Below are 25,674 nucleotides of genomic sequence, written 5' to 3' on the forward strand. Positions count from 1 at the left end.
CAGCCTGTACTTCGAGTTCTGAGTTGATGACGATGTCCACTATCCTTGCCCAGCTGATCCGCCGCCGCATTGCAGGCTTTGCACTGGCGCCCCTGGCCGCCGTCTGGCTGGCTTGTGTGCCGGCCATGGCCCAGGTAAAGGCAGATTCGGCGCAGCAGACCGACAAGCAGGCGCAGAAGGATGTTGCCGAAAAGGCGCGCCAGCAACTGCACCATCAGCGCGAAGCCGAGCGCGACGAGATTCTCGGCAAGCGCGCCGTTATCGAGCAGCAGCGGGTGGCTGATGAAAAGCTCTGCTACCAGAAGTTTGCCGTGGAGGGCTGTCTGGCCGATGCCCGTAGGGCGGCACGTGAAAAAGATGCGCCCCTGCGTGCGCGCGAGCTGGAAATCAACGACGCGGAGCGCAAGGAGAAGGCTGCGGCCAAGCTGCAGGCCATTGAAGAGAAAAAAGCCGAAAACGCTGCTGTTCCCATGAAGTCTCAGCAACGCGAGAAGAACGGCAAGAGCCAGCCCCAGCCCACTGGCTCGGGCGCCAAACCAGCAGTTGACGAGCAGGCGGCGCAGGCCCAGCGCCAGATCGAGGCTCAGCAGCGTGCCAGCAAGCAGGCCGACTATGTGCGCCGCCACGAGCAAAACCGTGCCCAGGCCGATCAGGGGCGAGCCGAACGTGAAGCCAAGGCCCGGGCAGATCATGAGGCCAAGCTAAAGGCTGCAGCCGAACACAAGGCCAGGGCTTTGCAGCAGGCCAAGGAGCGCGGGCAGACGGCGGCGCCACTGCCAGCACCTGCCCCCTGATACATTGCGGATCGACAGTGCTCTGCAGCAGGGCGCTATCGAAAGCATTGCTGCAAGCGCCTGTTCCCAAGGCGCTCAAGCGGTCTTGTCTGGGCTGAGTAGCTCTTCAAGCGTTTGCTGCGGCGGCCGAGGTATCCAGCTTGAGTATTGCCAGCGAGAGGTTGTCACCACCCCCGGCCGCGCGCCGCCTGGCTTTTTCAATCAGAAATTGCGAGGCTTCGCGTGGCGAGAGTCCGTCCAGTACAGTGCCCAGCTCCTGTGCGGTGAAGTAATGCCACAAGCCGTCCGAGCAGGCCATCAAGCTGTCGCCCGGCAGCAGTTTCTCAATCATGTGGTGGCTCATGGGCGGCGGCGGCTCGGCACCCAGGCAGCCCAGCAAGATATTGGACTGCGGGTGGTACTGGGCCTCGGTTTCGGTGAGCTCGCCGCGGTCGACCAGTGCCTGTACATAGGAGTGATCAAGCGAACGGTGCATGAGGGAAGAGCCGCGAAAATGGTAGAGCCGTGAATCGCCGGAGTGCATGAAGTGGCAGCGACTGTCGGGCAGGACCACAAAGACCGCGATGGTGCTGTGGGGCTCCTGTTCCGCTGCTATGGCGGTAAGGCGAATGACGGTGTGGGCATCCTGCACAATGGTGCTCAGCATGCGTGTGCAGTCTTCCTTGGCGGGCTCAAAGCGCTCGAAAAGCTGTCGGGCCGTCAGCATGACCTGATCGGAAGCCTTTCTCCCGCCGCTGCGCCCGCCCATGCCATCGGCTACCACGCCGAGAATGCAGCCCTTGGCATAGGGATGCGCCATGAGCAGAACCTGGTCCTGCTGGTATTCTCGGTCACCGCGATGAATGCCGGTGGCCGCCTGAATGCGGTAGCTGGATGACATGAGTGTGTGCAAGTGCGCTCGCAGAGCGAGATTTAACGTTGCGTTACATTTTATCGGGCAGAGGCTGGGCCTCGGCGAATATTTGCGATCTTATGTGAGCTTGCGCTGACTTGGCTTGTTGGAAGGTGAAACGGTTTTGACTCATTTGCAGGAGGCGGTCGCGCAGGTGTTTGCACAGCAAGGTGCGCTCTCTCTGGCTGAACCCGCATTCACGCCACGCCCAGGCCAGACCCGTATGGCGCTGGCGGTGGCTCAGAGCATAGAGGAGGGCGGGGTGCTGGTGGTGGAGGCCGGCACGGGTGTTGGCAAGACCTACGCTTATCTGGTGCCTGCCTTGCTCAGCGGTCAGCGCGTGCTGGTGTCCACGGCCACCAAGGCGCTGCAGGACCAGTTGTTTGCCCGTGATCTTCCGCGCCTGGTTCATGGTCTGGGCCTGCCTCTGCGCATGGCCAGGCTCAAGGGGCGTTCTTCCTATCTATGTACGGAGCGGCTGGAGCGTGTGCGTCAGGGCCGTACGGCTCCCCAGGATCCGCAGGTGCTGCGCGCCGTGGCGGATGTGGAGCGCTGGGCCAGGGTCACGCGTACCGGCGATCTTGCGGAGCTGACGGCGCTGGATGAGCGCTCCCCTGTGATACCCTTGGTGAGCTCCACCAAGGACAATTGCATGGGGTCTGACTGCCCGCACTGGCAGGGCTGCCATGTCAATCAGGCGCGTCAGCAGGCGTTGGAGGCCGACGTGGTGGTGGTCAATCATCACCTGCTGTTTGCCGACCTCGATGTGCGCGACAGCGGCATGGCTCATCTTTTGCCCAATACCGGCGTGGTGGTGATCGATGAAGCCCATAGGCTCAACGACATCGGCGTGCAGTTTGCTGGAGAGGCTCTGTCCAGTCAGCAGTTGGTGGGGTATGCACGTGATGCCCTCAGGCTGACGCAGGAACATGCACGCGGCATGGCCGACTGGCTGGTGCTCTGTGCCACGCTGGAGCAGGCCATGCGCGAGCTGCGCCTGCAGGCCGGCAAGCCTCCGGTCGGAGGGCGGCTTGCGTGGCAAGCGGTGACCCCGCAGGGACTGGATGCGGTGAAATGGCGTGCGGCACTGGTGCGGCTGGGGCAGAGCCTGCGTGCCCTGTTGATTCCACTCTCAAGCCTGGAGGGTGCAGGGGCCGAGTTGCAGCGTCTGTATGAGCGCGGCGCAGAGTTGCTCGCGCGACTGGCACGCTTTGCTGCTCCAGCAGATGATGAATGCGTGCGCTGGCTGGAGGTCGGAGCTCAGTATCTGCGCATGCTGGAGTCTCCGCTGTCGATTGCCCGCATCATGCAGCAGCGACTGCTTCAGCGCTCGCTGGAGGTTGCAGGCGCGGATCAGGACAAGGAGCCCGATCCTTCAAGGAAGAAGGCCTGGATCTTCACCTCGGCCACATTGGGCAATGACGCCCAACTGAGCTGGTTTGTCGAGTCCTGCGGCCTGCGCGGAGCGCAGGTGCTGCAGGTGGAAAGCCCGTTTGACTACCATCGGCAAGCCGGTGTCTATGTGCCACAGCCCTTTGCTGCGGCCGGCAGCGCACAGCACAGCCAGCAGGTCGCCCAGTTGGTGCTGGATGCAGCGCAGCGCATAGGCGGCCGCACCCTGGTGCTGACTACCACCCTCAAGGCCCTGCATGCGATCAGCGCATCGCTGCGCACCAGCCTGGGCCTGTTTGCTGATCTCGATGTGCTGGTACAGGGCGAGGGGCCCAAGCTGGCCTTGATTCAGCGCTTTATGGCCGCCGGGGCAGTCGCCGGGCGAGGAGCTGTTCTCGTGGCTTCCGCCACTTTCTGGGAGGGGGTGGACCTGCCCGGCGACATGCTGCAGTTGGTGGTGATCGACAAGCTCCCGTTTCCGCCGCCTGACGACCCGCTGGTCGAAGCCCGTTCGCGACTGCTGGAGAGCGTGGGGCGAGGGGCGTTTCATGATTACATGCTGCCCGAGGCGGCACTGGCCCTCAAGCAAGGGGCCGGACGTCTGATCCGCAGTGAAGCCGATCGTGGCGTGCTGGTCATCTGCGACAGCCGCTTGATGACCATGGGATATGGAGCGGAGTTGATGTCGGCGTTGCCTCCCATGCGCGTGCTGGGCAGTCAGCTGGAGTTCGAGGCGGCGCTGGAGCAGTTGTCCGCGCAACACGCCAGGCGTGACGGCGATCAGGCGTCGGCGCAGGATTCAGAGGCGTGGAAATGAAAAAAGGATGCGTATGACGCATCCTTTTGTCCCCTGGGCGGAAAACGCTGCTTACCAGAGCTTCCACCAGGATTCTTTTTTCTTCTCCACGCTTTGCTCGGTGTTGGCGCCATAGCTGCTCTCCAGCACGCGCTGGGCGTCGTCACGCAGCTGAGTCATGCCCAGGGCGTCGTAGGATTTGACGAGGATCACCATGGCTTCGCGCACCGCTGGCACGTTCTGGTAGTCCTTGATGGCAGCCTGCGCACGGGCAATGGCCGCCACATAGGCGCCGCGACTGTAGTAGTACTTGGCGACATGGACTTCGTACTGGGCCAGCGAGTTCACGATGTACTGCATGCGCTGGCGGGCATCATCGGAGTACTTGGAATCTGGAAAGCGGGTCACCAGTTCGCGGAAGGACTCGAACGAATCCTTGGCGGCTTTCTGGTCGCGTTCGGACAGATCCTGGCGGGTCAGCCAGCCGAACATGCCCAGGTTGTCATTGAAGTTGACCAGGCCCTTGAGATAGAGGGCATAGTCCATGGCGGGGCTGGCAGGATGCAGCTTGGTGAAACGGTCCAGCGTGGCCAGAGCCTGCACTTTTTCGCCGGCCTTGTACTGGGCATAGGCTTTTTCCAGCTGGGCTTGCTGGGCCAGTGGCGTGCCGGCGGCACGGCCTTCGAGCTTTTCAAACAGCGGAACGGCCTTGTCATAGGCACCGGAGGAAGATTCATCGCGCGCTTCGGTATAGATGCGCTCGGGTGTCCACTTGGCCGTCGGGTCGTCCTTGGTGCTGGAGCATCCCGCCAGCGTGGCGGCGATTAACACGGCAGGGACTAGAGTCAGTGAAATACGCGGCATGGTGGACAGTTTTCTGACAATCATTAGCGGTAATAGGAGGCAGGCCCGTCGCATCTGGCGGCAAGGCGCAAAACCTACACCATACACCACCAGGCCCGGACCTTCCTGAAAAAGGATCGACGCATTGTAATGGGCAGCCGGATCGCGCTCGCGAGTTGCTGGCGTCTTTACGCTACGGCCACAGCGAATCTAGAGGCATTGAGTCCGCAGGGACGAAGCGCTCTTCCTACAATAGCGGCCATGTTTGTCCATCTGCGCCTGCACACCGAATTCTCCGTCGTCGACGGAACCACCCGCGTCAATGCCATGATCAAGGCCGCTGCCGAAGACGGGCAGGTGGCGATGGCCATTACCGACTTCAACAATCTGTTTGGCGGTATCAAGTTCTACCGCGAAGGCCGTGGCAAGGGTGTCAAGCCTCTGCTGGGGGCCGAGATCATGCTCGAAGGGCTGGGCGATGCGCCGCCTTCGCGGATCATCGTTCTTGTGCAGAGCAAGCAGGGCTACCACAATATTGCCGAGCTGCTGGCACGTGGCTGGACGCGCAATGTGGTGCGTGATCAGGCGCAGCACAAGTGGGAATGGCTGCAGGAGTTGGGCGAGGGACTGATCGTGCTGTCCGGTGCGCAAGCCGGCCCCGTGGGCATAGCCCTGACCCGTGGTGATGAAAAAGGGGCGGCCGAGATTGCCCAGCGCCTGGCCACCATGTTCCCGCACCGCTTCTATATCGAGTTGCAGCGCGCGGGCCGTGCCGATGACGAGTCGCATGTGCTGGCGGCCGTGAAGCTGGCCAGCCGCCTGAATCTGCCGGTGGTGGCGACCCACCCGATTCAGTATGCCAAGCCCGACGATTACGAGGCCCACGAGGCCCGCGTCTGCATCGCCGAAGGCGAGATCCTGGGCAATGCCAAGCGGGTGCGCAAGTTCACCCGCGACCAGTATTTCAAAACCGCTGCCGAAATGGAGCAGCTGTTTGCCGACATTCCGAGCGCGATCGAGAACACGGTGGAAATTGCCCGCCGCTGCAGCCTGACGCTGGAGCTGGGCAACCCGCAACTGCCCAACTTCCCCGTGCCCGATGGCATGAGCATGGACGAGTTCTTCCGTCACGAGTCCTATCTGGGGCTGGAAGAACGTCTGGCCCACCTCTATCCCGATGTGGCCAAACGCGACGCCCAGCGTTCGCGCTATGTGGAGCGGCTGGAGTTCGAGCTGGGAACCATCATGAAGATGGGCTTTCCGGGCTACTTCCTCATCGTGTCGGACTTTATCAAGTGGGCCAAGGCCAATGGCTGCCCGGTGGGGCCGGGCCGCGGCTCGGGGGCCGGTTCGCTGGTGGCCTATGTGCTCAAGGTGACCGACCTGGATCCGCTGGAATACAACCTGCTGTTCGAGCGTTTCCTGAACCCCGAGCGCGTGTCCATGCCCGACTTCGACGTGGACTTCTGCCAGCAGAACCGCGACCGCGTGATCGACTATGTGAAGGATCGCTATGGCCGCGATGCCGTGAGCCAGATCGCCACCTTCGGCACCATGGCCGCACGTGCGGCCATCCGCGACGTGGGCCGCGTGCTGGACATGAGCTACACCTTCTGCGACGGCATCTCCAAGCTGATCCCGAACAAGCCCGGCCTGCATGTCACGCTCAAGTACCCGCCCAACCCGCCCAAGGAAGGCGACAAATACACCTACGCCATCAAGGAGGAGCCTATCCTGGCCGAGCGCATCGAGCGCGAGGAAGACGTCAAGACCCTGATCGAGATGGCGCAGAGCCTGGAGGGCATGACCCGCAACATCGGCATGCATGCCGGCGGCGTGGTGATTGCGCCGGGCCGGCTGGCCGATTTCTGCCCGCTGTACCAGCAGCCCGGCAGCACCTCGGCCGTGGCCATGTACGACAAGGACGACGTGGAAGCCGTGGGCCTGGTGAAGTTCGACTTCCTGGGCCTGGCCACGCTGACGATCCTGGAGATTGCGCGCGAATTCATCATGAAGCGCCACAAGGGCCAGGAGAACTTCCAGTTCGAGAACATTCCGCTGGACGACTACCCGACCTACAAGCTGTTCTCCGACGGCAAGACCGAAGCCGTCTTCCAGTTTGAATCGCGCGGCATGCAGCAGATGCTCAAGGAGGCCAAGCCCTCGCGCCTGGAAGACCTGATTGCGCTGAACGCCCTCTACCGTCCAGGCCCCATGGACCTGATTCCCACCTTCATTGCCCGCAAGCATGGGCAGGAAGTCGTGGAGTACCCGCATCCGCTGGTCGAGTCGGTGCTGGCCGAAACCTACGGCATCATGGTCTACCAGGAGCAGGTGATGCAGACCGCCCAGGTGCTTGGCGGCTACTCGCTGGGCGGCGCCGACTTGCTGCGCCGGGCCATGGGCAAGAAGAAGGTCGAGGAGATGGTCAAGCACCGGGCCATCTTCCGCGAAGGCGCAGCCAAGAACGGACTAAGCGAGGAAAAGGCCGACGAGGTCTTCGACTTGATGGAGAAGTTCGCGGGCTACGGCTTCAACAAGTCGCACGCGGCAGCGTACTCCCTGCTGGCCTATCACACGGGCTGGCTCAAGGTGCATTACACGGCCGAGTTCTACTGCGGCAATATGACCGTGGAAATGGACAACACCGACAAGCTCAAGGTGTTGTACGAGGACGCGCTCAAGATGGGCATCACTTTCGAGATGCCCGATGTGAACCGCGGCGTGTACCGCTTTGAGCCGGTGACCGACAAGGTCATACGCTACGGCCTAGGCGCCATCAAGGGAACGGGGCAGGCAGCCATCGAAGCCATTGTGGCTGCGCGCAACGGCGAGGGCACAGGCCCCAACGGCCACGAGACGGGGCCGTTCAAGAGCCTGTTCGACTTCTGCCTGCGCGTGGACCGCAGCCGCATCAACAAGCGGACGGTGGAAGCGCTGATCAAGGGCGGCGCCTTCGACTCGATAGACATGAACCGCGCATCGTTGATGGCGACGCTGGACACGGCCTTCGGCTTTGCCGCCACATCGATTGCCAACGCCGACCAAGGTGGTCTGTTCGACATGATGGGCGATGACGCGCTGGGCTCGAGCACGGCGGAGCCACCCATGGCCGATGTGCTGCCCTGGGGCGTCAAGGAAAAGCTGACGCTGGAAAAAACGGCCATCGGCTTCTATCTGACAGGTCATCTGTTCGACGAAGTCGAGGCCGAAGTGCGCCGCTTCGTGCGCACCCCGATCGGCGAGATGCGCGACAGCCGCGAGCCGCAGACCATGGCCGGCATCATCGGCGGACTGCGCACCATCAACGGCCAGCGCGGCAAGCTGAGCATCTTCACGCTGGACGATAAGTCGGCAGTGATCGAAGCCTCGGTCGACGAAAAGACCATGGCTGCTTGTGCCGATGTGCTCAAGGAGGACGAGTTTGTCGTGGTTTCGGGCCGTCTTCAGCCCGACCGCTTCAGCGGCGGCCTGCGCATGAAGGTGCAACAGATGTGGAGTCTGGCCGATGCACGCTGCCGTTTTGCGCGCTATCTGCAGGTCAGCGTGGGAGAGAAAATGCCCGATGTGCCGGCGCTGCTGCGCCAGTTCCCGGCCAAGGTCGAGGAGACCGAGAGCGGCAATATCAACCATGGCGTGAAAGTACGTCTGGACCTGATCTGCCGGGATGAGCGTGGTTCGGCCAGTTGCGAGCTGGCGCTGGGCGAGAGCAGTCGCTTCTATCCCTCGGATGCCGCACTGGCCGCCTGGTATGGCTCGGCCGCTGCGGGCCAGGTCAAAGTGGTCTATGAATAAAAAGCATGGACTGCCTTTTCGAGCTGCTTGCACTCGAATGTCGGATAGGAGCCTGATTTTTTGATAGCGCATAGCGCTTGCTGGGCAAGGGATTCCCATGGATTTCCCTTGGTTCTGCCAATTTTGCTTTCAGCCGCCTTGAAATCCCTAACAATGCTATGCATATGCCAGCGCAAAAACATTGCAACGGCTCGCTAGAATGGATTTCATGGCTACCCAACTCCCATCAATTCCCCCGGTCTCGCCAGCGATCAGAACGCCTGACGATGGAGATTCCTTGGTGCTTGAACGGCGCCGCCAGCGGCTGCAGCCGCCACGCATGTATCAGGTGGTGATGCTCAATGACGACTTCACGCCCATGGAGTTCGTGATTGCCGTGCTGCAGGAGCTGTTCGGAAAGGACCGCGAATCGGCCACGCAGATCATGCTCAAGATTCATTTGGACGGCCGTGGTGTCTGCGGCGTCTACAGCCAGGATGTGGCGGCGACAAAAGTCGAGCAGGTGCTGCAGGCGGCCCAGAAAGCGGGCCATCCGTTGCAGGCCACATTCGAGCCTGTTGAATAAGCGCAGTCCGCCCTCAGATTAGTTAGCAGAGAGTCAACCAAGCAAGCCGAAAGGAGTCGCACATGATCGCTCAAGAACTGGAAGTCAGCTTGCACATGGCGTTTGTCGAGGCCCGTCAGCAGCGCCACGAGTTCATCACCGTGGAGCATCTGCTGCTCGCCCTGCTGGACAACCCAAGTGCAGCTGAAGTGCTGCGCGCATGCGCGGCCAATATCGACGACCTGCGTTCATCGCTGTCCAACTTCATCAAGGACAACACACCGCAGGTGGACGGCACCGAAGAGGTGGATACGCAGCCCACGCTGGGATTCCAGCGTGTGATTCAGCGCGCCATCATGCATGTGCAGTCCACAGGCAATGGCAAGAAGGAGGTGACGGGCGCCAATGTGCTCGTGGCCATCTTCGGCGAAAAGGACTCCCATGCCGTGTACTACCTGCACCAGCAGGGCGTGACGCGCCTGGACGTGGTCAACTACATTGCTCATGGCATCAAGAAGGGCGAGCCGCCCGAGCCTGCCAAGGCCGAGTCTCCCTCCGAGAGCGAAGAGGGCGCGACCGGAGAGCGCAATGAAAAGGCCTCGCCGCTGGAGCAGTTCACGCTGAACCTGAACCAGGCCGCCAAGGAAGGCAAGATCGATCCGCTGATCGGGCGCGAGTACGAGGTCGAGCGCACCATCCAGATCCTCTGCCGCCGCCGCAAGAACAACCCGCTGCTGGTGGGCGAGGCCGGTGTGGGCAAGACGGCCATTGCCGAGGGCCTGGCCTGGCGTATCACCGAAGGCACGGTGCCCGAGGTGCTCAAGGAAGGCGTGGTCTACTCGCTGGACATGGGCGCGCTGCTGGCCGGCACCAAGTACCGCGGCGATTTCGAGCAGCGCCTCAAGGGCGTGCTCAAGTCGCTCAAGGACAAGCCGCATGCCATCCTGTTCATCGACGAGATCCACACGCTGATCGGCGCCGGTGCGGCCTCGGGCGGCACGCTGGACGCGTCCAATCTGCTCAAGCCTGCGCTGTCCAGCGGCCAGTTGCGCTGCATCGGTGCGACCACCTTCACCGAATACCGTGGCATCTTCGAAAAAGACGCGGCCCTGTCGCGCCGTTTCCAGAAGGTGGATGTGGTCGAGCCTACGGTGGCCGAGACGGTGGACATCCTCAAGGGCCTGAAGTCGCGCTTCGAGGAACACCACAGCATCACCTATGCGCAGGAAGCCCTGCAGGCGGCGGCCGAGCTGTCGGCCAAGTACATCAATGACCGCCACCTGCCCGACAAGGCCATCGACGTGATCGACGAGGCGGGCGCTGCCCAGCGCATCGCGCCCGAAGCCCAGCGCAAGCAGACCATCGGCAAGGCCGAGATCGAGGCCATCGTGGCCAAGATCGCCCGCATTCCGCCGGCCAATGTCAGCAACGACGACCGCAGCAAGCTGCAGACGCTGGAGCGTGACCTGAAGAGCGTGGTCTTCGGCCAGGACAAGGCACTGGAAGTGCTGTCGTCGGCGGTGAAGATGGCGCGCTCGGGTCTGGGCAAGCCAGACAAGCCGATTGGCTCCTTCCTGTTCTCCGGCCCCACGGGCGTCGGCAAGACGGAAGCTGCCAAACAACTGGCCTACATCCTGGGTGTGGACCTGATCCGCTTCGACATGTCCGAGTACATGGAGCGCCATGCCGTCAGCCGACTGATTGGTGCGCCTCCCGGCTATGTAGGTTTTGATCAGGGCGGTCTGCTGACCGAGGCCGTGACGAAGAAGCCGCATTCGGTGCTGCTGCTCGACGAAATCGAGAAGGCGCATCCGGATATCTTCAACGTGCTGCTGCAAGTCATGGATCACGGCACGCTGACCGACAACAACGGACGCAAGGCCGACTTCCGCAACGTGATCATCATCATGACCACGAATGCGGGTGCCGAGACCATGAACAAGGCCACCATCGGTTTCACGAACCCGCGTGAGGCCGGTGATGAAATGGGCGATATCAAGCGCCTGTTCACGCCCGAGTTCCGCAACCGTCTGGATGCCATCGTCAGCTTCAAGCCGCTGGACGAGCAGATCATTCTGCGCGTGGTCGACAAGTTCCTGCTGCAACTGGAGCAGCAGCTGGCCGAGAAGAAGGTGGAGGTCACCTTCAGCGACGACCTGCGCAAGCACCTGGCCAAGAAGGGCTTCGATCCGCTCATGGGTGCACGCCCCATGCAGCGTCTGATTCAGGACACCATCCGCCGCTCGCTGGCCGACGAACTGCTGTTCGGTCGTCTGACCAATGGCGGACGCCTGGAGGTGGACTGGGACGAAGCGGGCAACGAAGGCAAGGGTGATGTCAAGCTCACCATTACCGAGCTGCCCAAGGACGCCCCCAAGGCCGAGCCCGAGCAGGCAGTGGCCGACTAAGGCCTTCGCCAGCGCCGCCTGAAGGGCGCTGATGCCAGAGACCGGCAGTGGAAACACTGCCGGTTTTTTCTTGGGCGCCTGGCCGGGGTTTGCTCTTCTTTTCGTCCTGTGGCCCACGATAGAGCCCTGCATGAATGCCAGGGCAGAGCTGCCTGATCAATCGCGCAGGTACAGCAGCAGCATGAAGACCGGTGTGCCGATCAGAACGCCGATGATGCAGAACAAGGGGCCGTAAACCAGCAGGCTTATCTCGAGGGCGCGCATGCACCCCGAGATGCCCTCATTGAAGCAGCTGACACCGTCGGGCGGCAGGAAGATGCTGTGAAACGGCAGAAAAAGCGCCGCCACGGCGATGCTGGCAAGCAGTGCCAGAAAGGCGGAGAAAACAAGTCGGCCCAGGGTTTTCATGATGTGCATCTCCGCAGCAACTATAGATGGTGGAGCCATGAATGCCGGGTTGCGGCGAGAAAACGGTACGGGAGCCTGCCTATGGCTTGCCTGCAGTGCCGCGTGCGGCCTGGCTGATGAAGTTGAGCGCAGCGACGATGATGCCCTTGGTCAGAGGCAGCAAGGCAAAGAACAAAAAGAAGAGGTGGTTGGCTTGCCACAGCGGCATGGTGCGCAGATGTGCGAGCCAGCTTTGAACATGGCCGCCGGCCACGGCGGTCGCGATGGCGGCGGCAAGCAGGGCCAGCAGCGTGACGGCCAGGGCCTTGGCACGCCTGGACGCGCGCTCGAAGGCAAGCGTGACAGGGCGGATGAGGCAGCAGCCAAAGACCAGGGCGCAGAGAAAAGGCACCAGGTCCACGGCTTCGCCCCCAAGCAGCCAGGGGCGGTCGCATACGACAGAAGCAGCAGGCCGAGGCCGGTGGCTCCTATGAGGCGCGGTGGCCGCTGTTGCTGCTGTTTCATGGGCGCCTGCCGGTGCATTGGGGCGAGGCCGCGAAACCAATGAAAAAAGGAGCTGTTATCGCTTGCTGCATAACGATTTCAGATACTTCTGTATTTGAAAGGCAATGCTGAAAAGCGGAGCCAGCTATCAACATTGCTGTTCGGGCTTGATGCCGCTCACTTGACCTGGCGCTTTTCCAGCTTGCGCGCCAGCGTGCGCCGGTGCATGCCCAGGCGGCGTGCGGCCTCGGAGATGTTGAAGCCGGACTCGGCCAGGGTCTCGTGAATATGCTCCCATTCCAGCGTCTTGATGGAGGTGGTCTGGCTGCTGACCTCCACGTCGGTGCGGCCCTCGACCCGCCCGAAGGCGGCTTCGATATCGTCGGTATTCGAGGGTTTGGCGAGGTAGTGGCAGGCGCCGAGCTTGACGGCTTCCACGGCCGTGGCAATGCTGGCGTAGCCGGTGAGCACCACGATCAGCGCATGGGGGTTGTGCAGATGCAGCATCTGCACGCAGTTCAGGCCCGATGCATTGCCGGCCAGCTTCAGATCCATGACCGCATATTGCGGCCGGTGCTGGGTCAGCAGCAGCTGCACTTCCTCGCCGCTGGTGGCATGCAGCACACGGTAACCCCGGCGCTCGAAGGAGCGCTTGAGGGTGCGTGCAAATGCCGCGTCATCTTCAACCAGCAGCAGTAAACGGTCTTCTTCCATGCAAACCACTATGTCTTAAATCGCGAGAGCGGACTGGGGCAGGCTGACCTCCACCAGAGCGCCGCCGCCTTGCTGAGCCGGCAGATTGCCGGCATGAACGCGGCCGCCCAGGGCGCGGGCCACGTTGGTGACAAGGAACAGGCCCAGGCCGCGACCGGGGCGCTCCTGCTTGGTGGAGACATGGCACTGGCCCAGCTGCTGCAGCACGGCGGCATCGAAGCCCGGGCCGTGGTCGCGCACCTGGATGCGTATCTGGTCGTGATCGCTGCTCAGGGTCAGCTCCACCCAGTCGGGCGAGGCTTCGAGGGCATTGTCCAGCAAATTGCAAATCATTTGCTGCAATGCAGTATCCGAGAGCATGGCGAAGTCCTTCACGCCCTGCTGGTGCAGCGCAAAGTGCTGCAGGCTGTTATGCGCCTGCCAGTGGCTGACCACGCCCTGCACAAAGCTCGCAAACGTGGTGCTTTCCGTGCCCTCGGCCCGGGTCTCGCCGGCAGACAGCAGCACGCCCGAGACGATGGACTTGCAGCGCAGCAGCTGGCGCTGCATTTCCTGCAGGTCTTCGCGCAGATCCTCGTCCTGCATGAGGGCCGGCATATGCTGCCAGTCGCCCAGGATCACGGACATGGTGGCCATGGGCGTGCCCAGCTCGTGGGCCGCGCCGGTGGCCAGCAGGCCCAGGCGCACGATGTGTTCCTCCTCGCTGGCGCGCTGGCGCATATTGGAGATGCGCTTGTCGCGGCGGCGCGTGTTCTCGACGATGCGGGTCAGAAAGACGATGGTCAGGATGCTGGTCAGCGCAAAACTGATGAGCACGCCCACCACGTAGAGGCTGGGCAAGCCTTCCTGACTGGCGAACTGCACATGCAGGGGCTGATGAAACAGGGTCAGGCCCATGACGCCGACAAAGGAGGCCGCGACCACGCACCAGGTGTAGTGGGCGGGCAGCAGCACGGCACTCAGAATGCCCTGCAGCAGATACAGATAGATAAAGGGGTTGCTGGCACCGCCGCTCAGGTACAGCTGGATCGTCAGGGCCAGCACATCGGCCAGCAGCGCATAGAAGACGCTGCGCGAGGTCACGGGGCGGTGCAGGCCCTGGCTCCAGTAGATATAGGCCAGGTTGGTGGCGACCAGGGCCACCAGCACCAGCGCCATGGGCAGCAGGGGCAGTGCAATCTGAAAGCCGTAGTGCACCAGCGAGATGGTGACGACCTGGCCGACCACGGCAATCCAGCGCAGCTGAATCAGCAGCTGCATGTTCTGCCGCTCGGTCAGGCGCTGTACGCGAAACAGGGAATCGGAAATTTGGCTCACCGTGCAATTGTCACCGAGCAGGCCTGCCACGGACGCTTCTGGGGCTATGCCTTTCTGATGTAGGAGCAGTCTGCAGGGGGCGAAAAAAAGCGCTCCGGGGAGCGCTTTTCAATGGTCGGCATCAGCTTCTGGCTGCGGCCTTGTCATGCCGGCGTACCAGCCAGGCCGCTCCCAGCACCATGATGGCCAGCCCATACCAGGTCAGGGCATAGACCAGATGGCTGTTCGGGAAGCGGATGACCGTCATGCCGGGGCGCAGGACTTCGCTGTCGGCGCCGGCCTGCGCCTGGGTATGGGCCGGGTTGCTGGCAGGCACGCCCTGGTCTATGAAGTAGGGTGCGGCCCGGCTCAGACCCTGGGCCTGGGCAATGGCGGCGACATCGCGCGAGTACCACTGGTTGTTGGCAGGGGCGTTCTTGCGCAGAAAACCGCCACCGGGCTCGCTCATGCGCATCAGGCCGATGACGGTGACAGTCTCGGCGGACGGGTCGGCCTCGGCGATCTGCTTGAGCCACTGGCCGCGCAGCTTCTCGGGCGTGAAGCCGCGGTTGACCAGAACCTGCGTGCCATCGGCCAGCTGCAGCGGCGTCATGAGCCAGAAGCCCGCGCCGGCCTCGGTCAAGGCCTTGGCCAGCACGCTTTGCTTGTCCAGCCAGCGGCCTTGCGCCTTGACGGGCAGGTACTCGTGGCTGGCGGCATTGATCTGCGGCCACTGGCCGGGCTCGGGCAAAGCCACGGGGGCGCTGTGCACGCGCTGCTCCACGCGCTCTATGAGATCAAGCTTCCAGGCGCGGCGCTGCACCTGCCAGGTGCCCAGAGCCATGAACCCTAAAAACAAGGCGATGCCCACAAACGCGAGCATCGCCTTGGCGAAGGGAGAGCGCTGCCGCGCAGCGCTCTGGTTCTTCATGAGGCCGGTCAAGGTGTGACAGCTGCGGGAGCCGTGTGACCTGTGTGATCTGCGGCCTGGTGCATTTCATGACCGGGCATCATGTTGGTGTTCATGTGGAACATGACCCAAAGCGTGCCGGAGATCGCAATCGCCAGGAAGATCACCGTGAAGATGGTGGACAGCATCGTCCAGCCGCCCTGGATCTTGCCGTTCATGTGCAGGAAGTACACCATGTGCACGAGCACCTGAACCACCGCGAACAGGCCCAGCACGGCCACGGCCGTGGTGCGGTCGGTGATGACGTTGTTCATGACCAGGTAGAAGGGGATGGCAGTCAGGATGACGGCCAGGATGAAGCCCTTCACATAGTCGCCCATGGTGACGTGCAGGTCATCGTGATCGTGGTGATCGTCATGACCGGCGTGGATATCGTGTGCGCTCATTTACAGCACCCCCATCAGATACACAAAGGTGAACACACCGATCCAGACCACGTCCAAGAAGTGCCAGAACATGGACAGGCAGTTGATACGGCGCACGTTCTCGTTGATCAGGCCGTGCTTCTTGATCTGGATCATCAGAGTGATCAGCCAGACCAGACCGAAGGTCACGTGGATACCGTGGGTGCCCACCAGCGTGAAGAAGGACGACAGGAAGGCGCTGCTCTGAGGCGTTGCACCTTGATGGATCAGGTGGTGGAACTCATAGAGTTCCACGGCCAGGAAGGCTGCGCCCAGCAGGCCGGTGACGGCCAGCCACAGCAGCGTGCCGTTCACGTTCTTCTTCTGCTTTTGCAGCATGGCAAAGCCGAAGGTGATGGACGACATCAGCAGGAAGGCCGTGTTGACCGCGACCAGTGACAGGTCGAACAGATCCTTGCCCGAGGGGCCGCCTGCATAGCTGCGGCCCAGCACGCCATAGGTGGCGAACAGTGCGGCAAAGATCAGGCAGTCGCTCATCAGGTAGAGCCAGAAGCCCAGCGAGGTGCCGTTTTCCGGATGGGGCTCGTGCGCGAGGTGGTACTCGCGAGTAGCCAGGGCGGCCGAGCCGCCAGCGTTGATATGTGTATTAGACATGGGCTGCTGCAAGCTGCTTGGTACGTGCTTCTTCCGATGTGGCCACTTCGACCGCAGGGATGTAGTAGTCACGCTTGTAGTTGAAGGTATGAATGATCGAGGCCAGGATGGTCGCGGCGAACGAAGCGATCACCAGAGGCCACATGTGCCAGATCAGAGCAAAGCCCAGAACGGTGGACAGGCCGGCAATCACCACGCCGGCGCCGGTATTGGCGGGCATGTGGATGGGCTCGAAGCCGCTCAGCGGACGCTGATAGCCGTGCTTCTTCATGTCGGTCCAGGCGTCGATGTCGTGCACCACGGGGGTGAAGGCGAAGTTGTACTGGGGAGGGGGCGAGGAGGTGGCCCATTCCAGGGTACGGCCTTCCCATGGGTCGCCGGTCACGTCACGCAGCTCGTCGCGCTTCCAGATGGACACGGCCAGCTGGATGAAGAAGCAGCCGATACCGGCAGCGATCAGGGCGGCACCGCAGGCAGCGATGATGAACCAGATCTGCAGCGAGGGATCGTCGAAGTGGTTGGCACGGCGAGTCACGCCCATCAGACCCAGGATGTACAGGGGAGTGAAGGCAACCCAGAAGCCGACCAGCCAGAACCAGAACGAAGCCTTGCCCCAGAACTCGTTGAGTCGGAAGCCGAAAGCCTTGGGGAACCAGTAGTTGATGCCGGCAAACACGGCAAACACCACGCCGCCGATGATCACGTTGTGGAAGTGGGCGATCAGGAACAGCGAGTTGTGCAGCACGAAGTCCGCGGGAGGAACGGCCAGCAGCACGCCGGTCATGCCGCCAATGGCGAAGGTGACCATGAAGCCCACCGTCCACAGCATGGGCACCGAGAAGCGGATGCGGCCGCGGTACATGGTGAACAGCCAGTTGAAGATCTTCGCGCCCGTGGGGATGGAGATGATCATCGTGGTGATACCGAAGAAGGTATTCACGCTGGCACCCGAGCCCATGGTGAAGAAGTGGTGCAGCCACACCAGGTAGGACAGGATGGTGATACACACGGTGGCGTAGACCATCGAGGTGTAGCCGAACAGACGCTTGCGGCTGAACGTTGCCACGATTTCGGAGAACACGCCGAAGCAGGGCAGGATCAGGATGTAGACCTCTGGGTGGCCCCAGATCCAGATCAGGTTCACGTACAGCATGGGGTTGCCGCCCAGCTCGTTCGTGAAGAAGTTGGTGCCGACGTAGCGGTCCAGCGACATCAGCACCAGGGCTGCGGTCAGCACGGGGAAGGAGGCCACGATCAGGGCGTTGGTGCACAGGGCCGTCCAGGTGAAGACGGGCATCTTCATCAGGTTCATGCCGGGAGCGCGCATCTTGATGATGGTCACGATCAGGTTGATACCTGACAAGGTCGTGCCCACACCGGCGACCTGCAGGCCCCAGATGTAGTAATCAAGACCCGTGCTGCCGCTCTGGTGACCCAGATTGGACAGAGCCAGCCAGCCGGAGGTGGAGAACTCGCCCAGGAACAGGGAGATCATGACCAGCACGGCGCCGCCGGTGGTCATCCAGAAGCTGAAGTTGTTCAGGAACGGGAAGGAGACGTCGCGTGCGCCGATCTGCAGAGGAACCAGATAGTTCATCAGGCCGGTCACGAAGGGCATCGCCACGAAGAAGATCATGATCACGCCGTGGGCCGTGAAGATCTGGTCGTAGTGGTGAGGAGGCAGGTAGCCCATGTTGTCGCCGAAGGCCATGGACTGCTGCAGGCGCATCATCACGGCATCGGCAAAGCCGCGCAGGAACATGACCAGACCGAGGATCATGTACATGATGCCGATCTTCTTGTGGTCGATGGAGGTGATCCAGTCGTTCCACAGCGGAGCCCAGAGGCGGAATTTGGTGATGCCGCCGACCACGACGAGGCCGCCAAGCACCACGGCAATAAAGGTCAAGAGCACGATGGGCTCGTGCGTCATGGGAATCTGGTCCCATGTGATACGGCCCAACAGCCAGTGGGAGGCCGGGGTTGTTGTTTCAGACATGTTGAGTCTCTTCTGTCGTATTGGAGCGGCTGAGCGGTGAGCGCATCCGCGCCGTGAACTACTTATTGCTGTGCGACAGCTCCGGAGGCGGCGACTTCGTCGAGCAGGGCGACAACGCGGTCAGCGTCTTTGGAAGTGCAGACATCCAGGGGCAGGGGAACGCTGGAGGTCTTGCTGTGGTGTGCAGGTGGTTTGCCGCCGGCGGCGTCGATGGCCATCATTTCGTTCATGCACATCTTGCCGTCTTCCACGCAGCGGTTGAGGACCTTGTGGTACAGGCCTTCGTCCACGCTGGCGAAGCGTTCAACGGGATTGCGCTCGCTGGGCTTGGCCAGATCGATATAGGCATCGCGCGTCAGGGCCTTGCCTTCGGTCTTGGCCTTGGCAATCCACTGATCAAACTGCTCGTTTTCCAGGCCGTGGAACTTGAAGGTCATGCCCGCAAAACCAGCGCCACTGTAGTGAGAGGACTTGCCGCCATAGACACCGGGCTTGTTGATCACGGCGTTCAGTTCGGTCTGCATGCCGGGCATGGTGTAGATCATGCCGGCCAGATCAGGAACGTAGAACGCGTTCATGGTGTGGGTGGAGGTCAGCTTGAAGTGAATGGGGCGATCCACCGGGGCAGCCACTTCATTGACGGTGGCAATGCCTTGCTCGGGGTAGAAGAACAGCCATTTCCAGTCCAGCGACACGACCTGGATCTCCAGAGGCTTGACGCTGGGGTCCAGAGCCTTGGTGGCGGAGATGCGGTCCAGGGGGCGATAGGGGTCGAGCTTGTGGGTGCTGATCCAGGTAATGGCGCCCAAAGCGATGATGATGAGCAGGGGGACCGTCCAGATCACCAGTTCCAGCGCGGTGGAGTGGTGCCATTCGGGGTCGTACTTGGCTTCGGTGTTGGACTGGCGGTATTTCCAGGCAAACAGCAGCGTCAAAAAGATGACGGGGACGATGATGAGCAACATCAACAAAGTGGCCGTAATGACCAGGTCGCCTTGCTGCTTGGCAACGTCGCCAGCTGGGTTGAGGACGACGGCCTTGCTGCAACCGGCGAGGGTTGCGGTCAAAGCGGCCGCTGAGAGCCACGCGGGCCCACGGATTTCCTTGATTTTTAACATGCTTTGGGCGTGACAAAGTCGCGCTTAGGTGTAAACGCGGATTACTGGATCTCGGCAAATGTAATACCAAACCGGGGGTTGTCCATTGGACATTTTGTCCAAGGTCAAGGGTTGGTGGTTGAAAATGCGCTATGCGACAAGGGTTTAGCCATGTTTGAAAGTGCGCAAACTTTGCGCCAACAGGGCTTGAAATTGTCAAATCAACCCTCAGAAACCGGGCCCGCACGGGGCTGGGCTGACAGTGCTCAGGGCAAAAACTCTATTGCAGCTGCACATGCTTGGGCGTAGAACGGAAAGCGTCCCCGGGACTGAAAAGTAAGACAAGGAGTTGTACCTTTATGACAAGCATGAACCCGTCCGTTGGTCTTACTCAGCAAGACTATGAGAACTCGGAAACCCTGGCCTATGCGGATACCGACGAGGATGTGACCCCCGGCGAGATTGCCGTGGGAGTGATCATCGGGCGCTCTTCCGAATACTTTGACTTCTTCGTGTTCGGCATCGCCTGCGTGCTGGTGTTTCCCTCGCTGCTGTTTCCCTACATGTCCAAGCTTGATGGCACGCTGGCTGCGTTTGCCATATTTTCGCTGGCCTTTGTGGCCCGCCCCGTGGGCACGGCGCTGTCCATGGCCGTGCAGCGCCGCTGGGGCCGTGCCACCAAGCTGACTCTGGCGCTGCTATTGCTGGGCGTCTGCACGGTGGGCATGACCTTTTTGCCCAGCTTTGAAGCCGCAGGCATGAAGGCCGTCTGGGCGCTTGTGATTCTGCGCATCGGTCAGGGTCTGGCACTGGGTGGTTCCTGGGACGGGCTGCCCTCGCTGCTGGCCATGTCCGCGCCGCAGAACAAGCGCGGCTGGTACTCGATGATCGGACAGCTCGGCGCGCCCCTGGGCTTCATCATCGCAGCAGCGCTGTTTGCCTATCTGTACTCCAGCCTGACGGCCGACGAGTTCATGAGCTATGGCTGGCGCTATCCCTTCTGCGTGGCTTTTGCCATCAACGTGGTGGCGCTGTTTGCCCGCCTGCGTCTGGTGGTGGGGCAGTCCTATACCCAGCTTCTGCAGGAGCGTGAGCTGGAGCCCATCAGCGTGACCAGCCTCATGGCCAACGAAGGCCGCAATGTGATGATCGGCGCCTTCGCCGCACTGGCCAGCTTTGCGCTGTTCCACCTGGTGACCGTGTTCCCGCTGTCCTGGATTTCCATGTACTCCGATCAGTCCATGACCGAAGTGCTGGTGGTGCAGATCATCGGCGCGCTGCTGGCAGGCGCGGCCATCATGCTGTCGGGCTGGCTGGCGGACCGAGTGGGGCGCCGCAACACCCTGGGCACCATGGCCTGCCTGATCGGCATCTTCAGCTTTCTCGCGCCCTGGCTGCTGGGCAGCGGCAGCACCGGCAACAATGTGTTCATCCTGGTGGGCTTTGTGCTGCTGGGTCTGTCCTACGGCCAGGCATCGGGCACGGTGACCTCCAACTTCTCGTCGCGCTACCGTTATACCGGTGCGGCCCTGTCCACGGACATGGCCTGGCTTATCGGTGCGGCATTTGCCCCGCTGGTAGCCCTGGGCGTTTCGGCCAAGTTCGGTCTGGTGGCCCTGGGCATCTATCTGCTGTCTGGCGCCTTGTGCACGCTGGCGGCCCTGGGCATCAACCGTGCCATCGAGGCGCGCGACCAGTAAGAGGCTGCAAGCTCCACTCAAAACGCCCGGTGCTTGCATCGGGCGTTTTTCTTGATGCCAGAGGACGTGAAAAAGCCGCCTTCAAGAGGCGGCTTCCTTATGGATGGGCGGCTCTATCAGTCCAGAGCCAGACCGGCCTTCTTGATCACCTCGCCAAAGCGCTTGCTCTCCGAAGCCATGAAGGCCTTGAATTCGGCAGGTGTGGGGTTGAAGGACTCGTAGCCGAAGGCGGCGAACTTGTCCTTGACGTCCTGGCCTGTCAGGGCCTGGCGCACATCGGTGCGGATCTTCTCGATCACGGCGGGAGGTGTGCCGGGACGCACGGCCAGGGCATTCCAGCCGATGGCAGTGAAGTCCTTGGGGCCGCCCGATTCGGACACCGTGGGCACGTTCTCGAAGCCGGCAATGCGGCTGGGAGCTGCCACAGCCAGGAAGCGCAGCTTGCCGCCACGCACCAGAGGGCCTGCCGTGCCCAGGGAGCCAAGGGCAAAAGTCAGCTCGCCATTGGCAACGCCCTGGTACAGCTGGCTGGTTTCCTTGTAGATCACATGTTCCATCTTGGTGCCGGTCTGGTTTTCCAGCAGGGCCGAGCCCAGGTGAACAGGGTTGCCCACGGACCAGGAGCCGTAGTTCAGCTTGCCGGGGTGCGCCTTGGCATCGGCAATCAGGTCGCCGATGGTCTTGTAGGGGCTGTTGACGGGCACGCAGACAAAGAAGAAGTTGCGGAACAAGGGCATCAGGATTTCGAAGTCCTTGTTCAAGTCATAGGGCAGCTTCTTGAACAGGTGGGGGTAGGCAGCGATGTGGACGTTGTCCAGCTGAATCATGTCCGTGCCATCGGTGGCACCGCGCTTGAATTCATTGATGGCGATGAAGCCGTTGCCGCCGGGACGATTTTCCACCACCACGGGCTGACCCCAGGCGCGGCCCAGCTTGTCGGCCACCAGGCGCGACAGGCCATCGGGGCCACCGCCTACGGGGAAGGGGTTGATGATGCGCGAGGACTTGGTGGGCCACTTGTCGCTCTGGGCGAAAGAGGGGGCGGCCACGGCAGCGGCAATGGCGCCGAGTGCGAATGCAGCTTGGCGACGGCTCATATTGAGCTTATGGGTCATTTTGTCTCCCTGGAAGGATGTCGATGATGAATTGCGTGTGGACCACGCATTGTTGATATCGTCGGCTGTTATTTTTAGATATTCAGGCCCAGTTAATTACATTGTGTCACTTGGGATATAAACACCTAGGTCTAGCTGAGGCTAGCAGCTATAGCAAAATAGCATAGCTTGTTTTGAAAGGTGTGAGCATGAATCTGCAGCAGATAGAGACCTTTGTTCGGGTGGCCGAAGTGGGGAGCTTCAGCAAGGCTGCAGTACTGCTGGACACCGCCCAGCCGGCGCTCAGCCGTCAGGTGCGGGCCCTGGAAACAGAGTTGCGCGAGACCCTGTTGATACGCACCGGGCGCGGCGTGACGCTTACCGATGCGGGGCGGCGCCTGCTCGAGCATGGTCACGCCATCATGCAGCGCGTGGCCATGGCCAAGGAGGATCTGGGCAGTCAGCGCGACGAGCCCGTGGGGCGTATCACCGTCGGCCTGCCGCCGAGCCTGGCTCGGCGCCTGACCTTGCCTCTGATCGACGGTTTCAGCCGCGAGATGCCCAAGGCCAGGCTGGCAGTGGTCGAGGGTTTCTCCATGAATATCTCGGAGTGGCTGACCTCGGGGCGCATGGATCTGGGCCTGGTATACACGCCGGAGCCGCATCCGCAGATCGAGGTCTCGCCTGTGCTTGAAGAGCGCCTGTGCCTGATCGGCCCGGCCAGCACGCTGGCAGGCCGCACCAGCATCCCGTTCGAGCATCTGGCCGAGTTCCCGCTGATCATGCCTCAGCACGGGCAGATTTTCCGCAAGCTGATGGAGGCGCAGGCCACGCTGTCCCAGGTCAAGCTCAATGTGGTCTGGGAGGTTTCCAGCGTGCCCGCCATTCTGGATCTGGTGCGCGGCGGCTATGGCTATGCGGCGCTGACCGACAGCGCCATGCACAGCCATGCCACCGATGCATCGCTGGTGGAAGTGCCCATCAAGTCGCCGCATATCGTCAGCACCTTGTGCCTGGTGCAGCCCGCCAAGAAGAAGTCCACGCCCCTGATGCGCCGCACGGCCGAGTTGCTGCGCCGCCTCAGCATGCAGGTCTGCTCGGTGGAAAGCGGTCATATCTGAGCGACCGGTCTGCACAGGGGGCATTGCCGCTGCGGATTCATGCTCCTGTTAGGGGAGCTGGTTACGCTTTTTGAGTAAGGATTTCAGATTTATTTGTACCTGAAGTCAATAAAAGACAAGCGCAATAAGCTTCTGAATTGATAGCTTCAAAGTTGGGGGCGCAAGGTTCTCGCGGCCTCCTGCAGCAGTGGCAGTATTTCCTGCTGCATGGTTTGAGGGCTCATGCGCTTGGCCGATGTCACCACATTCAGCGCTGCCACCGTGCGCCCCTGCATATTGCGCAGCGGCACGGCCACGGCCTGAATGGCCAGTTCATGCTCTTCTAGCGCCATGCAGTAGTCGAGACGGCGCACCTCGTCGAGCAAGCCCTTTAGCGCTGCACCATCGGACACCGTGTGTGCGGTGAGCTTGGGCAGGTCATAGGTGGCAAGCCAGTCGTCGAGCTCCGAGCTTGAGAGCGAGGCCAGCAGCACCCGGCCAGTGGACGTGGCGTGTGCCGGCAGACGCGTGCCCAGGTGCAGTCCATGGGCCATCAGCCGCTCGCCTTTTTCATGAACGGCGCTGCGCGCGACGATGACGACTTCACGGCCCTCGCGCACCACGCAGGAGTAGGACAGCCCGGTCTGTGCTGCCAGTCTGTGCAGCACGGGTTGCACGATGCGCGGCAGCCGGGCCGAGGCCAGATAGCTGCCCGACAGGCGCAGTACCTTGGGAGCCAGCCAGAAATAGCTGCCATCGGTTTCCAGATAGCCGAGATAGGCCAGCGTGAGCAGGTGGCGCCTGGCTGCGGCGCGGGTGATACCTGCGCGCTCGGCCGCCATGGTGGCATTCAGACGCTGGCGCTCGGTGTCGAAGCTCTCGAGTACGGCCAGGCCCTTGGCCAGGCCGGCAATGAAGTCTGCCGGGGCGATGGAGGGGGAAGCGGGGTCATTCATGGAGGGGGCCGTCGTTCTTGTTTTGCGCGATCATCGTTCTCATTGTGCGATTATCGCGCAAACAACGCTGCTCGCCTTTGTTTTGATGCAGCACAAAACTTAGTCTTGCTCCGTAGCGCAACCGGCGTCGTCACGCTCGCCGATTGACAGGTTTTTGAGCCATAACAAGGAGTCACAATCATGCGTACACAAGTCGCCATCATTGGTGCCGGTCCCTCGGGTCTGCTGCTGGGGCAGCTGCTCTACAAGGCGGGCATCGACAACATCATCATCGAGCAGCGCAGCGCCGACTATGTGCTGGGCCGCATCCGCGCCGGCGTGCTGGAGCAGGTGGCTGTGGATCTGCTCAAGCAGGCGGGTGCCGACAAGCGCATGAATGAGGAAGGACTGCCTCATGACGGCATCGAGCTGCTGTTCAAGGGCAAGCGTCACCGCATCAATCTGCATGACCTGACCGGCGGCAAGCGCGTGATGGTCTACGGCCAGACCGAAGTCACCCGCGATCTGATGGAAGTGCGCGCCCAGGAGGGGCTGACCACGGTCTACGAGGCCAGCAATGTGCAGCCCGTGGACTTCGAGAGCGACAAGCCCAAGGTGCGTTACGAAAAAGACGGCCAGTTGCACGAGATAGAGTGCGACTTCATCGCCGGCTGCGACGGCTTTCACGGCATCTGCCGTGCCAGCGCTCCTCAGGACAAGATCAAGACCTTCGAGAAGGTCTATCCCTTCGGCTGGCTGGGCCTGCTCTCCGATACGCCGCCCGTGTCGCATGAGCTGATCTACGCCAACACCGAGCGCGGCTTTGCCCTTTGCAGTCAGCGCAGCGCCACGCGCAGCCGCTACTATCTGCAGGTGCCGCTGACCGACAAGGTGGAGGACTGGAGCGACGAGGCGTTCTGGGAAGAGCTCAAGAAGCGCCTGGACCCCGAAGCCCGCGCCAATCTGGTGACTGGTCCTTCGCTGGAAAAAAGCATTGCGCCCCTGCGCAGCTTTGTGACCGAGCCCATGCGCTTCGGCCGCATGTTCCTGGCCGGAGACGCCGCCCACATCGTGCCTCCTACAGGCGCCAAGGGCCTGAACCTGGCGGCTTCCGACGTGGGCTATCTGTCGCAAGCCTTTGTCGAGTACTACAAGGAGCAGTCCGAGGCCGGTATCGACCGCTACTCCGAGCAGTGCCTGCGCCGCGTCTGGAAGGCCGAGCGCTTCTCCTGGTGGATGACCTCCATGCTGCACAACTTCCCTGGCGAGGGCGAGTTCAACACCAAGGTGCAGGAAGCGGAGCTGGACTACATCGTCAACTCCGAGGCCGGCTCGACCTCGCTGGCGGAGAACTATGTGGGCCTGCCCCTGGTGTAAGCCGGAGAACTGATTGCT

Annotated in this window: 21 protein-coding genes; 8 read left to right on the top strand and 13 right to left on the bottom strand. The window is 61.9% G+C overall.

Translation table 11 applies throughout. The annotated features are described in order from the left end of the window. Positions 1–32: 32 nt before the first annotated feature. Complete coding sequence (locus tag F0P97_RS11940) at positions 33–794, top strand: hypothetical protein (protein WP_182286883.1); 762 nt, start codon at positions 33–35, stop codon at positions 792–794. A 106-nt stretch (positions 795–900) separates the two neighbouring features. Here the strand turns inward: F0P97_RS11940 and F0P97_RS11945 are convergent, their stop codons facing one another. Next, positions 901–1,674, bottom strand: a complete 774-nt coding sequence (locus tag F0P97_RS11945) for a PP2C family protein-serine/threonine phosphatase (RefSeq protein WP_182286884.1) — start codon at positions 1,672–1,674, stop codon at positions 901–903. Positions 1,675–1,810: 136 nt separating this feature from the next. On the opposite strand from F0P97_RS11945, the gene F0P97_RS11950 reads away from it, so the two are divergent. Then, on the top strand, positions 1,811–3,895 hold the full coding sequence (locus F0P97_RS11950; RefSeq protein ID WP_182286885.1) for an ATP-dependent DNA helicase: 2,085 nt from the start codon (positions 1,811–1,813) through the stop codon (positions 3,893–3,895). A gap of 51 nt (positions 3,896–3,946) precedes the next feature. Here F0P97_RS11950 and F0P97_RS11955 read toward each other — a convergent pair whose 3' ends face one another. Beyond that, positions 3,947–4,738 (bottom strand): outer membrane protein assembly factor BamD, encoded by a 792-nt coding sequence (locus tag F0P97_RS11955; protein WP_003069900.1) that lies wholly within the window; start codon positions 4,736–4,738, stop codon positions 3,947–3,949. Positions 4,739–4,978: 240 nt separating this feature from the next. Here F0P97_RS11955 and dnaE point away from each other — a divergent pair, with 240 nt between their 5' ends. From dnaE to clpA, 3 genes are all read left to right on the top strand, one after another. Continuing rightward, positions 4,979–8,512 (top strand): DNA polymerase III subunit alpha, encoded by a 3,534-nt coding sequence (gene dnaE / locus F0P97_RS11960; protein WP_182286886.1) that lies wholly within the window; start codon positions 4,979–4,981, stop codon positions 8,510–8,512. A gap of 199 nt (positions 8,513–8,711) precedes the next feature. Continuing rightward, a complete protein-coding gene (gene clpS / locus F0P97_RS11965; protein ID WP_034349666.1) occupies positions 8,712–9,077 on the top strand; it encodes an ATP-dependent Clp protease adapter ClpS in 366 nt (121 codons plus the stop codon). Between the two features lie 62 nt (positions 9,078–9,139). After that, on the top strand, positions 9,140–11,464 hold the full coding sequence (gene clpA / locus F0P97_RS11970) for an ATP-dependent Clp protease ATP-binding subunit ClpA (protein ID WP_182286887.1): 2,325 nt from the start codon (positions 9,140–9,142) through the stop codon (positions 11,462–11,464). A gap of 156 nt (positions 11,465–11,620) precedes the next feature. On the opposite strand, the gene F0P97_RS11975 is transcribed toward clpA, so the two are convergent. The 9 genes from F0P97_RS11975 to cyoA form a co-directional block, all read right to left on the bottom strand. Then, positions 11,621–11,872, bottom strand: coding sequence for a hypothetical protein (locus F0P97_RS11975; protein ID WP_182286888.1), 252 nt, complete (start codon positions 11,870–11,872; stop codon positions 11,621–11,623). A gap of 79 nt (positions 11,873–11,951) precedes the next feature. Continuing rightward, positions 11,952–12,272 (bottom strand): polymerase, encoded by a 321-nt coding sequence (locus F0P97_RS11980; RefSeq protein ID WP_232538217.1) that lies wholly within the window; start codon positions 12,270–12,272, stop codon positions 11,952–11,954. Between the two features lie 260 nt (positions 12,273–12,532). After that, positions 12,533–13,069, bottom strand: coding sequence for a response regulator transcription factor (locus tag F0P97_RS11985; protein ID WP_182286889.1), 537 nt, complete (start codon positions 13,067–13,069; stop codon positions 12,533–12,535). A 15-nt stretch (positions 13,070–13,084) separates the two neighbouring features. Next, a complete protein-coding gene (locus F0P97_RS11990) occupies positions 13,085–14,386 on the bottom strand; it encodes an ATP-binding protein (protein WP_182286890.1) in 1,302 nt (433 codons plus the stop codon). A gap of 121 nt (positions 14,387–14,507) precedes the next feature. Continuing rightward, positions 14,508–15,296, bottom strand: coding sequence for an SURF1 family protein (locus F0P97_RS11995; protein WP_182286891.1), 789 nt, complete (start codon positions 15,294–15,296; stop codon positions 14,508–14,510). An 8-nt stretch (positions 15,297–15,304) separates the two neighbouring features. Beyond that, entirely contained in the window at positions 15,305–15,721 is a 417-nt protein-coding gene (cyoD, locus tag F0P97_RS12000; RefSeq protein ID WP_182286892.1) for a cytochrome o ubiquinol oxidase subunit IV, read from the bottom strand. Next, positions 15,722–16,354 (bottom strand): cytochrome o ubiquinol oxidase subunit III, encoded by a 633-nt coding sequence (gene cyoC / locus F0P97_RS12005; RefSeq protein WP_182286893.1) that lies wholly within the window; start codon positions 16,352–16,354, stop codon positions 15,722–15,724. It abuts the gene before it with no gap. Continuing rightward, complete coding sequence (gene cyoB / locus F0P97_RS12010; RefSeq protein ID WP_182286894.1) at positions 16,347–18,353, bottom strand: cytochrome o ubiquinol oxidase subunit I; 2,007 nt, start codon at positions 18,351–18,353, stop codon at positions 16,347–16,349. The genes cyoC and cyoB overlap by 8 nt, the downstream gene beginning before the upstream one ends. A gap of 62 nt (positions 18,354–18,415) precedes the next feature. Further along, a complete protein-coding gene (gene cyoA / locus F0P97_RS12015) occupies positions 18,416–19,471 on the bottom strand; it encodes a ubiquinol oxidase subunit II (protein ID WP_182286895.1) in 1,056 nt (351 codons plus the stop codon). A 338-nt stretch (positions 19,472–19,809) separates the two neighbouring features. Here cyoA and F0P97_RS12020 point away from each other — a divergent pair, with 338 nt between their 5' ends. After that, on the top strand, positions 19,810–21,150 hold the full coding sequence (locus F0P97_RS12020; RefSeq protein ID WP_182286896.1) for an MFS transporter: 1,341 nt from the start codon (positions 19,810–19,812) through the stop codon (positions 21,148–21,150). 116 nt (positions 21,151–21,266) lie between these two features. Here the strand turns inward: F0P97_RS12020 and F0P97_RS12025 are convergent, their stop codons facing one another. Then, entirely contained in the window at positions 21,267–22,265 is a 999-nt protein-coding gene (locus tag F0P97_RS12025) for a Bug family tripartite tricarboxylate transporter substrate binding protein (RefSeq protein WP_182286897.1), read from the bottom strand. A 188-nt stretch (positions 22,266–22,453) separates the two neighbouring features. Between F0P97_RS12025 and F0P97_RS12030 the strand changes: the two genes are divergently transcribed. Continuing rightward, on the top strand, positions 22,454–23,365 hold the full coding sequence (locus F0P97_RS12030; protein ID WP_003055493.1) for a LysR family transcriptional regulator: 912 nt from the start codon (positions 22,454–22,456) through the stop codon (positions 23,363–23,365). A gap of 146 nt (positions 23,366–23,511) precedes the next feature. Here F0P97_RS12030 and F0P97_RS12035 read toward each other — a convergent pair whose 3' ends face one another. Next, a complete protein-coding gene (locus tag F0P97_RS12035) occupies positions 23,512–24,300 on the bottom strand; it encodes an IclR family transcriptional regulator domain-containing protein (RefSeq protein WP_182286898.1) in 789 nt (262 codons plus the stop codon). A 180-nt stretch (positions 24,301–24,480) separates the two neighbouring features. Between F0P97_RS12035 and pobA the strand changes: the two genes are divergently transcribed. Next, on the top strand, positions 24,481–25,656 hold the full coding sequence (pobA, locus tag F0P97_RS12040) for a 4-hydroxybenzoate 3-monooxygenase (RefSeq protein WP_182286899.1): 1,176 nt from the start codon (positions 24,481–24,483) through the stop codon (positions 25,654–25,656). The last annotated feature ends 18 nt before the right edge of the window (positions 25,657–25,674 follow it).

Origin of the sequence: Comamonas testosteroni, assembly GCF_014076415.1 — a bacterium.
Classification (GTDB): Bacteria; Pseudomonadota; Gammaproteobacteria; order Burkholderiales; family Burkholderiaceae_C; genus Comamonas; species Comamonas testosteroni_F.

Bases quoted from the DNA above. Each gene is read 5' to 3' on its own strand.
- F0P97_RS11940 (WP_182286883.1), top strand. From the start codon at position 33: ATGTCCACTATCCTTGCCCAGCTGATCCGCCGCCGCATTGCAGGCTTT.
- cyoA (WP_182286895.1), bottom strand. From the start codon at position 19,471: ATGTTAAAAATCAAGGAAATCCGTGGGCCCGCGTGGCTCTCAGCGGCC.
- F0P97_RS11955 (WP_003069900.1), bottom strand. From the start codon at position 4,738: ATGCCGCGTATTTCACTGACTCTAGTCCCTGCCGTGTTAATCGCCGCC.
- F0P97_RS12030 (WP_003055493.1), top strand. From the start codon at position 22,454: ATGAATCTGCAGCAGATAGAGACCTTTGTTCGGGTGGCCGAAGTGGGG.
- pobA (WP_182286899.1), top strand. From the start codon at position 24,481: ATGCGTACACAAGTCGCCATCATTGGTGCCGGTCCCTCGGGTCTGCTG.
- F0P97_RS12035 (WP_182286898.1), bottom strand. From the start codon at position 24,300: ATGAATGACCCCGCTTCCCCCTCCATCGCCCCGGCAGACTTCATTGCC.
- F0P97_RS11945 (WP_182286884.1), bottom strand. From the start codon at position 1,674: ATGTCATCCAGCTACCGCATTCAGGCGGCCACCGGCATTCATCGCGGT.
- clpA (WP_182286887.1), top strand. From the start codon at position 9,140: ATGATCGCTCAAGAACTGGAAGTCAGCTTGCACATGGCGTTTGTCGAG.
- F0P97_RS11975 (WP_182286888.1), bottom strand. From the start codon at position 11,872: ATGAAAACCCTGGGCCGACTTGTTTTCTCCGCCTTTCTGGCACTGCTT.
- cyoB (WP_182286894.1), bottom strand. From the start codon at position 18,353: ATGTCTGAAACAACAACCCCGGCCTCCCACTGGCTGTTGGGCCGTATC.
- F0P97_RS12020 (WP_182286896.1), top strand. From the start codon at position 19,810: ATGACAAGCATGAACCCGTCCGTTGGTCTTACTCAGCAAGACTATGAG.
- cyoC (WP_182286893.1), bottom strand. From the start codon at position 16,354: ATGTCTAATACACATATCAACGCTGGCGGCTCGGCCGCCCTGGCTACT.
- cyoD (WP_182286892.1), bottom strand. From the start codon at position 15,721: ATGAGCGCACACGATATCCACGCCGGTCATGACGATCACCACGATCAC.
- F0P97_RS11985 (WP_182286889.1), bottom strand. From the start codon at position 13,069: ATGGAAGAAGACCGTTTACTGCTGCTGGTTGAAGATGACGCGGCATTT.
- F0P97_RS11995 (WP_182286891.1), bottom strand. From the start codon at position 15,296: ATGAAGAACCAGAGCGCTGCGCGGCAGCGCTCTCCCTTCGCCAAGGCG.
- clpS (WP_034349666.1), top strand. From the start codon at position 8,712: ATGGATTTCATGGCTACCCAACTCCCATCAATTCCCCCGGTCTCGCCA.
- F0P97_RS12025 (WP_182286897.1), bottom strand. From the start codon at position 22,265: ATGACCCATAAGCTCAATATGAGCCGTCGCCAAGCTGCATTCGCACTC.
- dnaE (WP_182286886.1), top strand. From the start codon at position 4,979: ATGTTTGTCCATCTGCGCCTGCACACCGAATTCTCCGTCGTCGACGGA.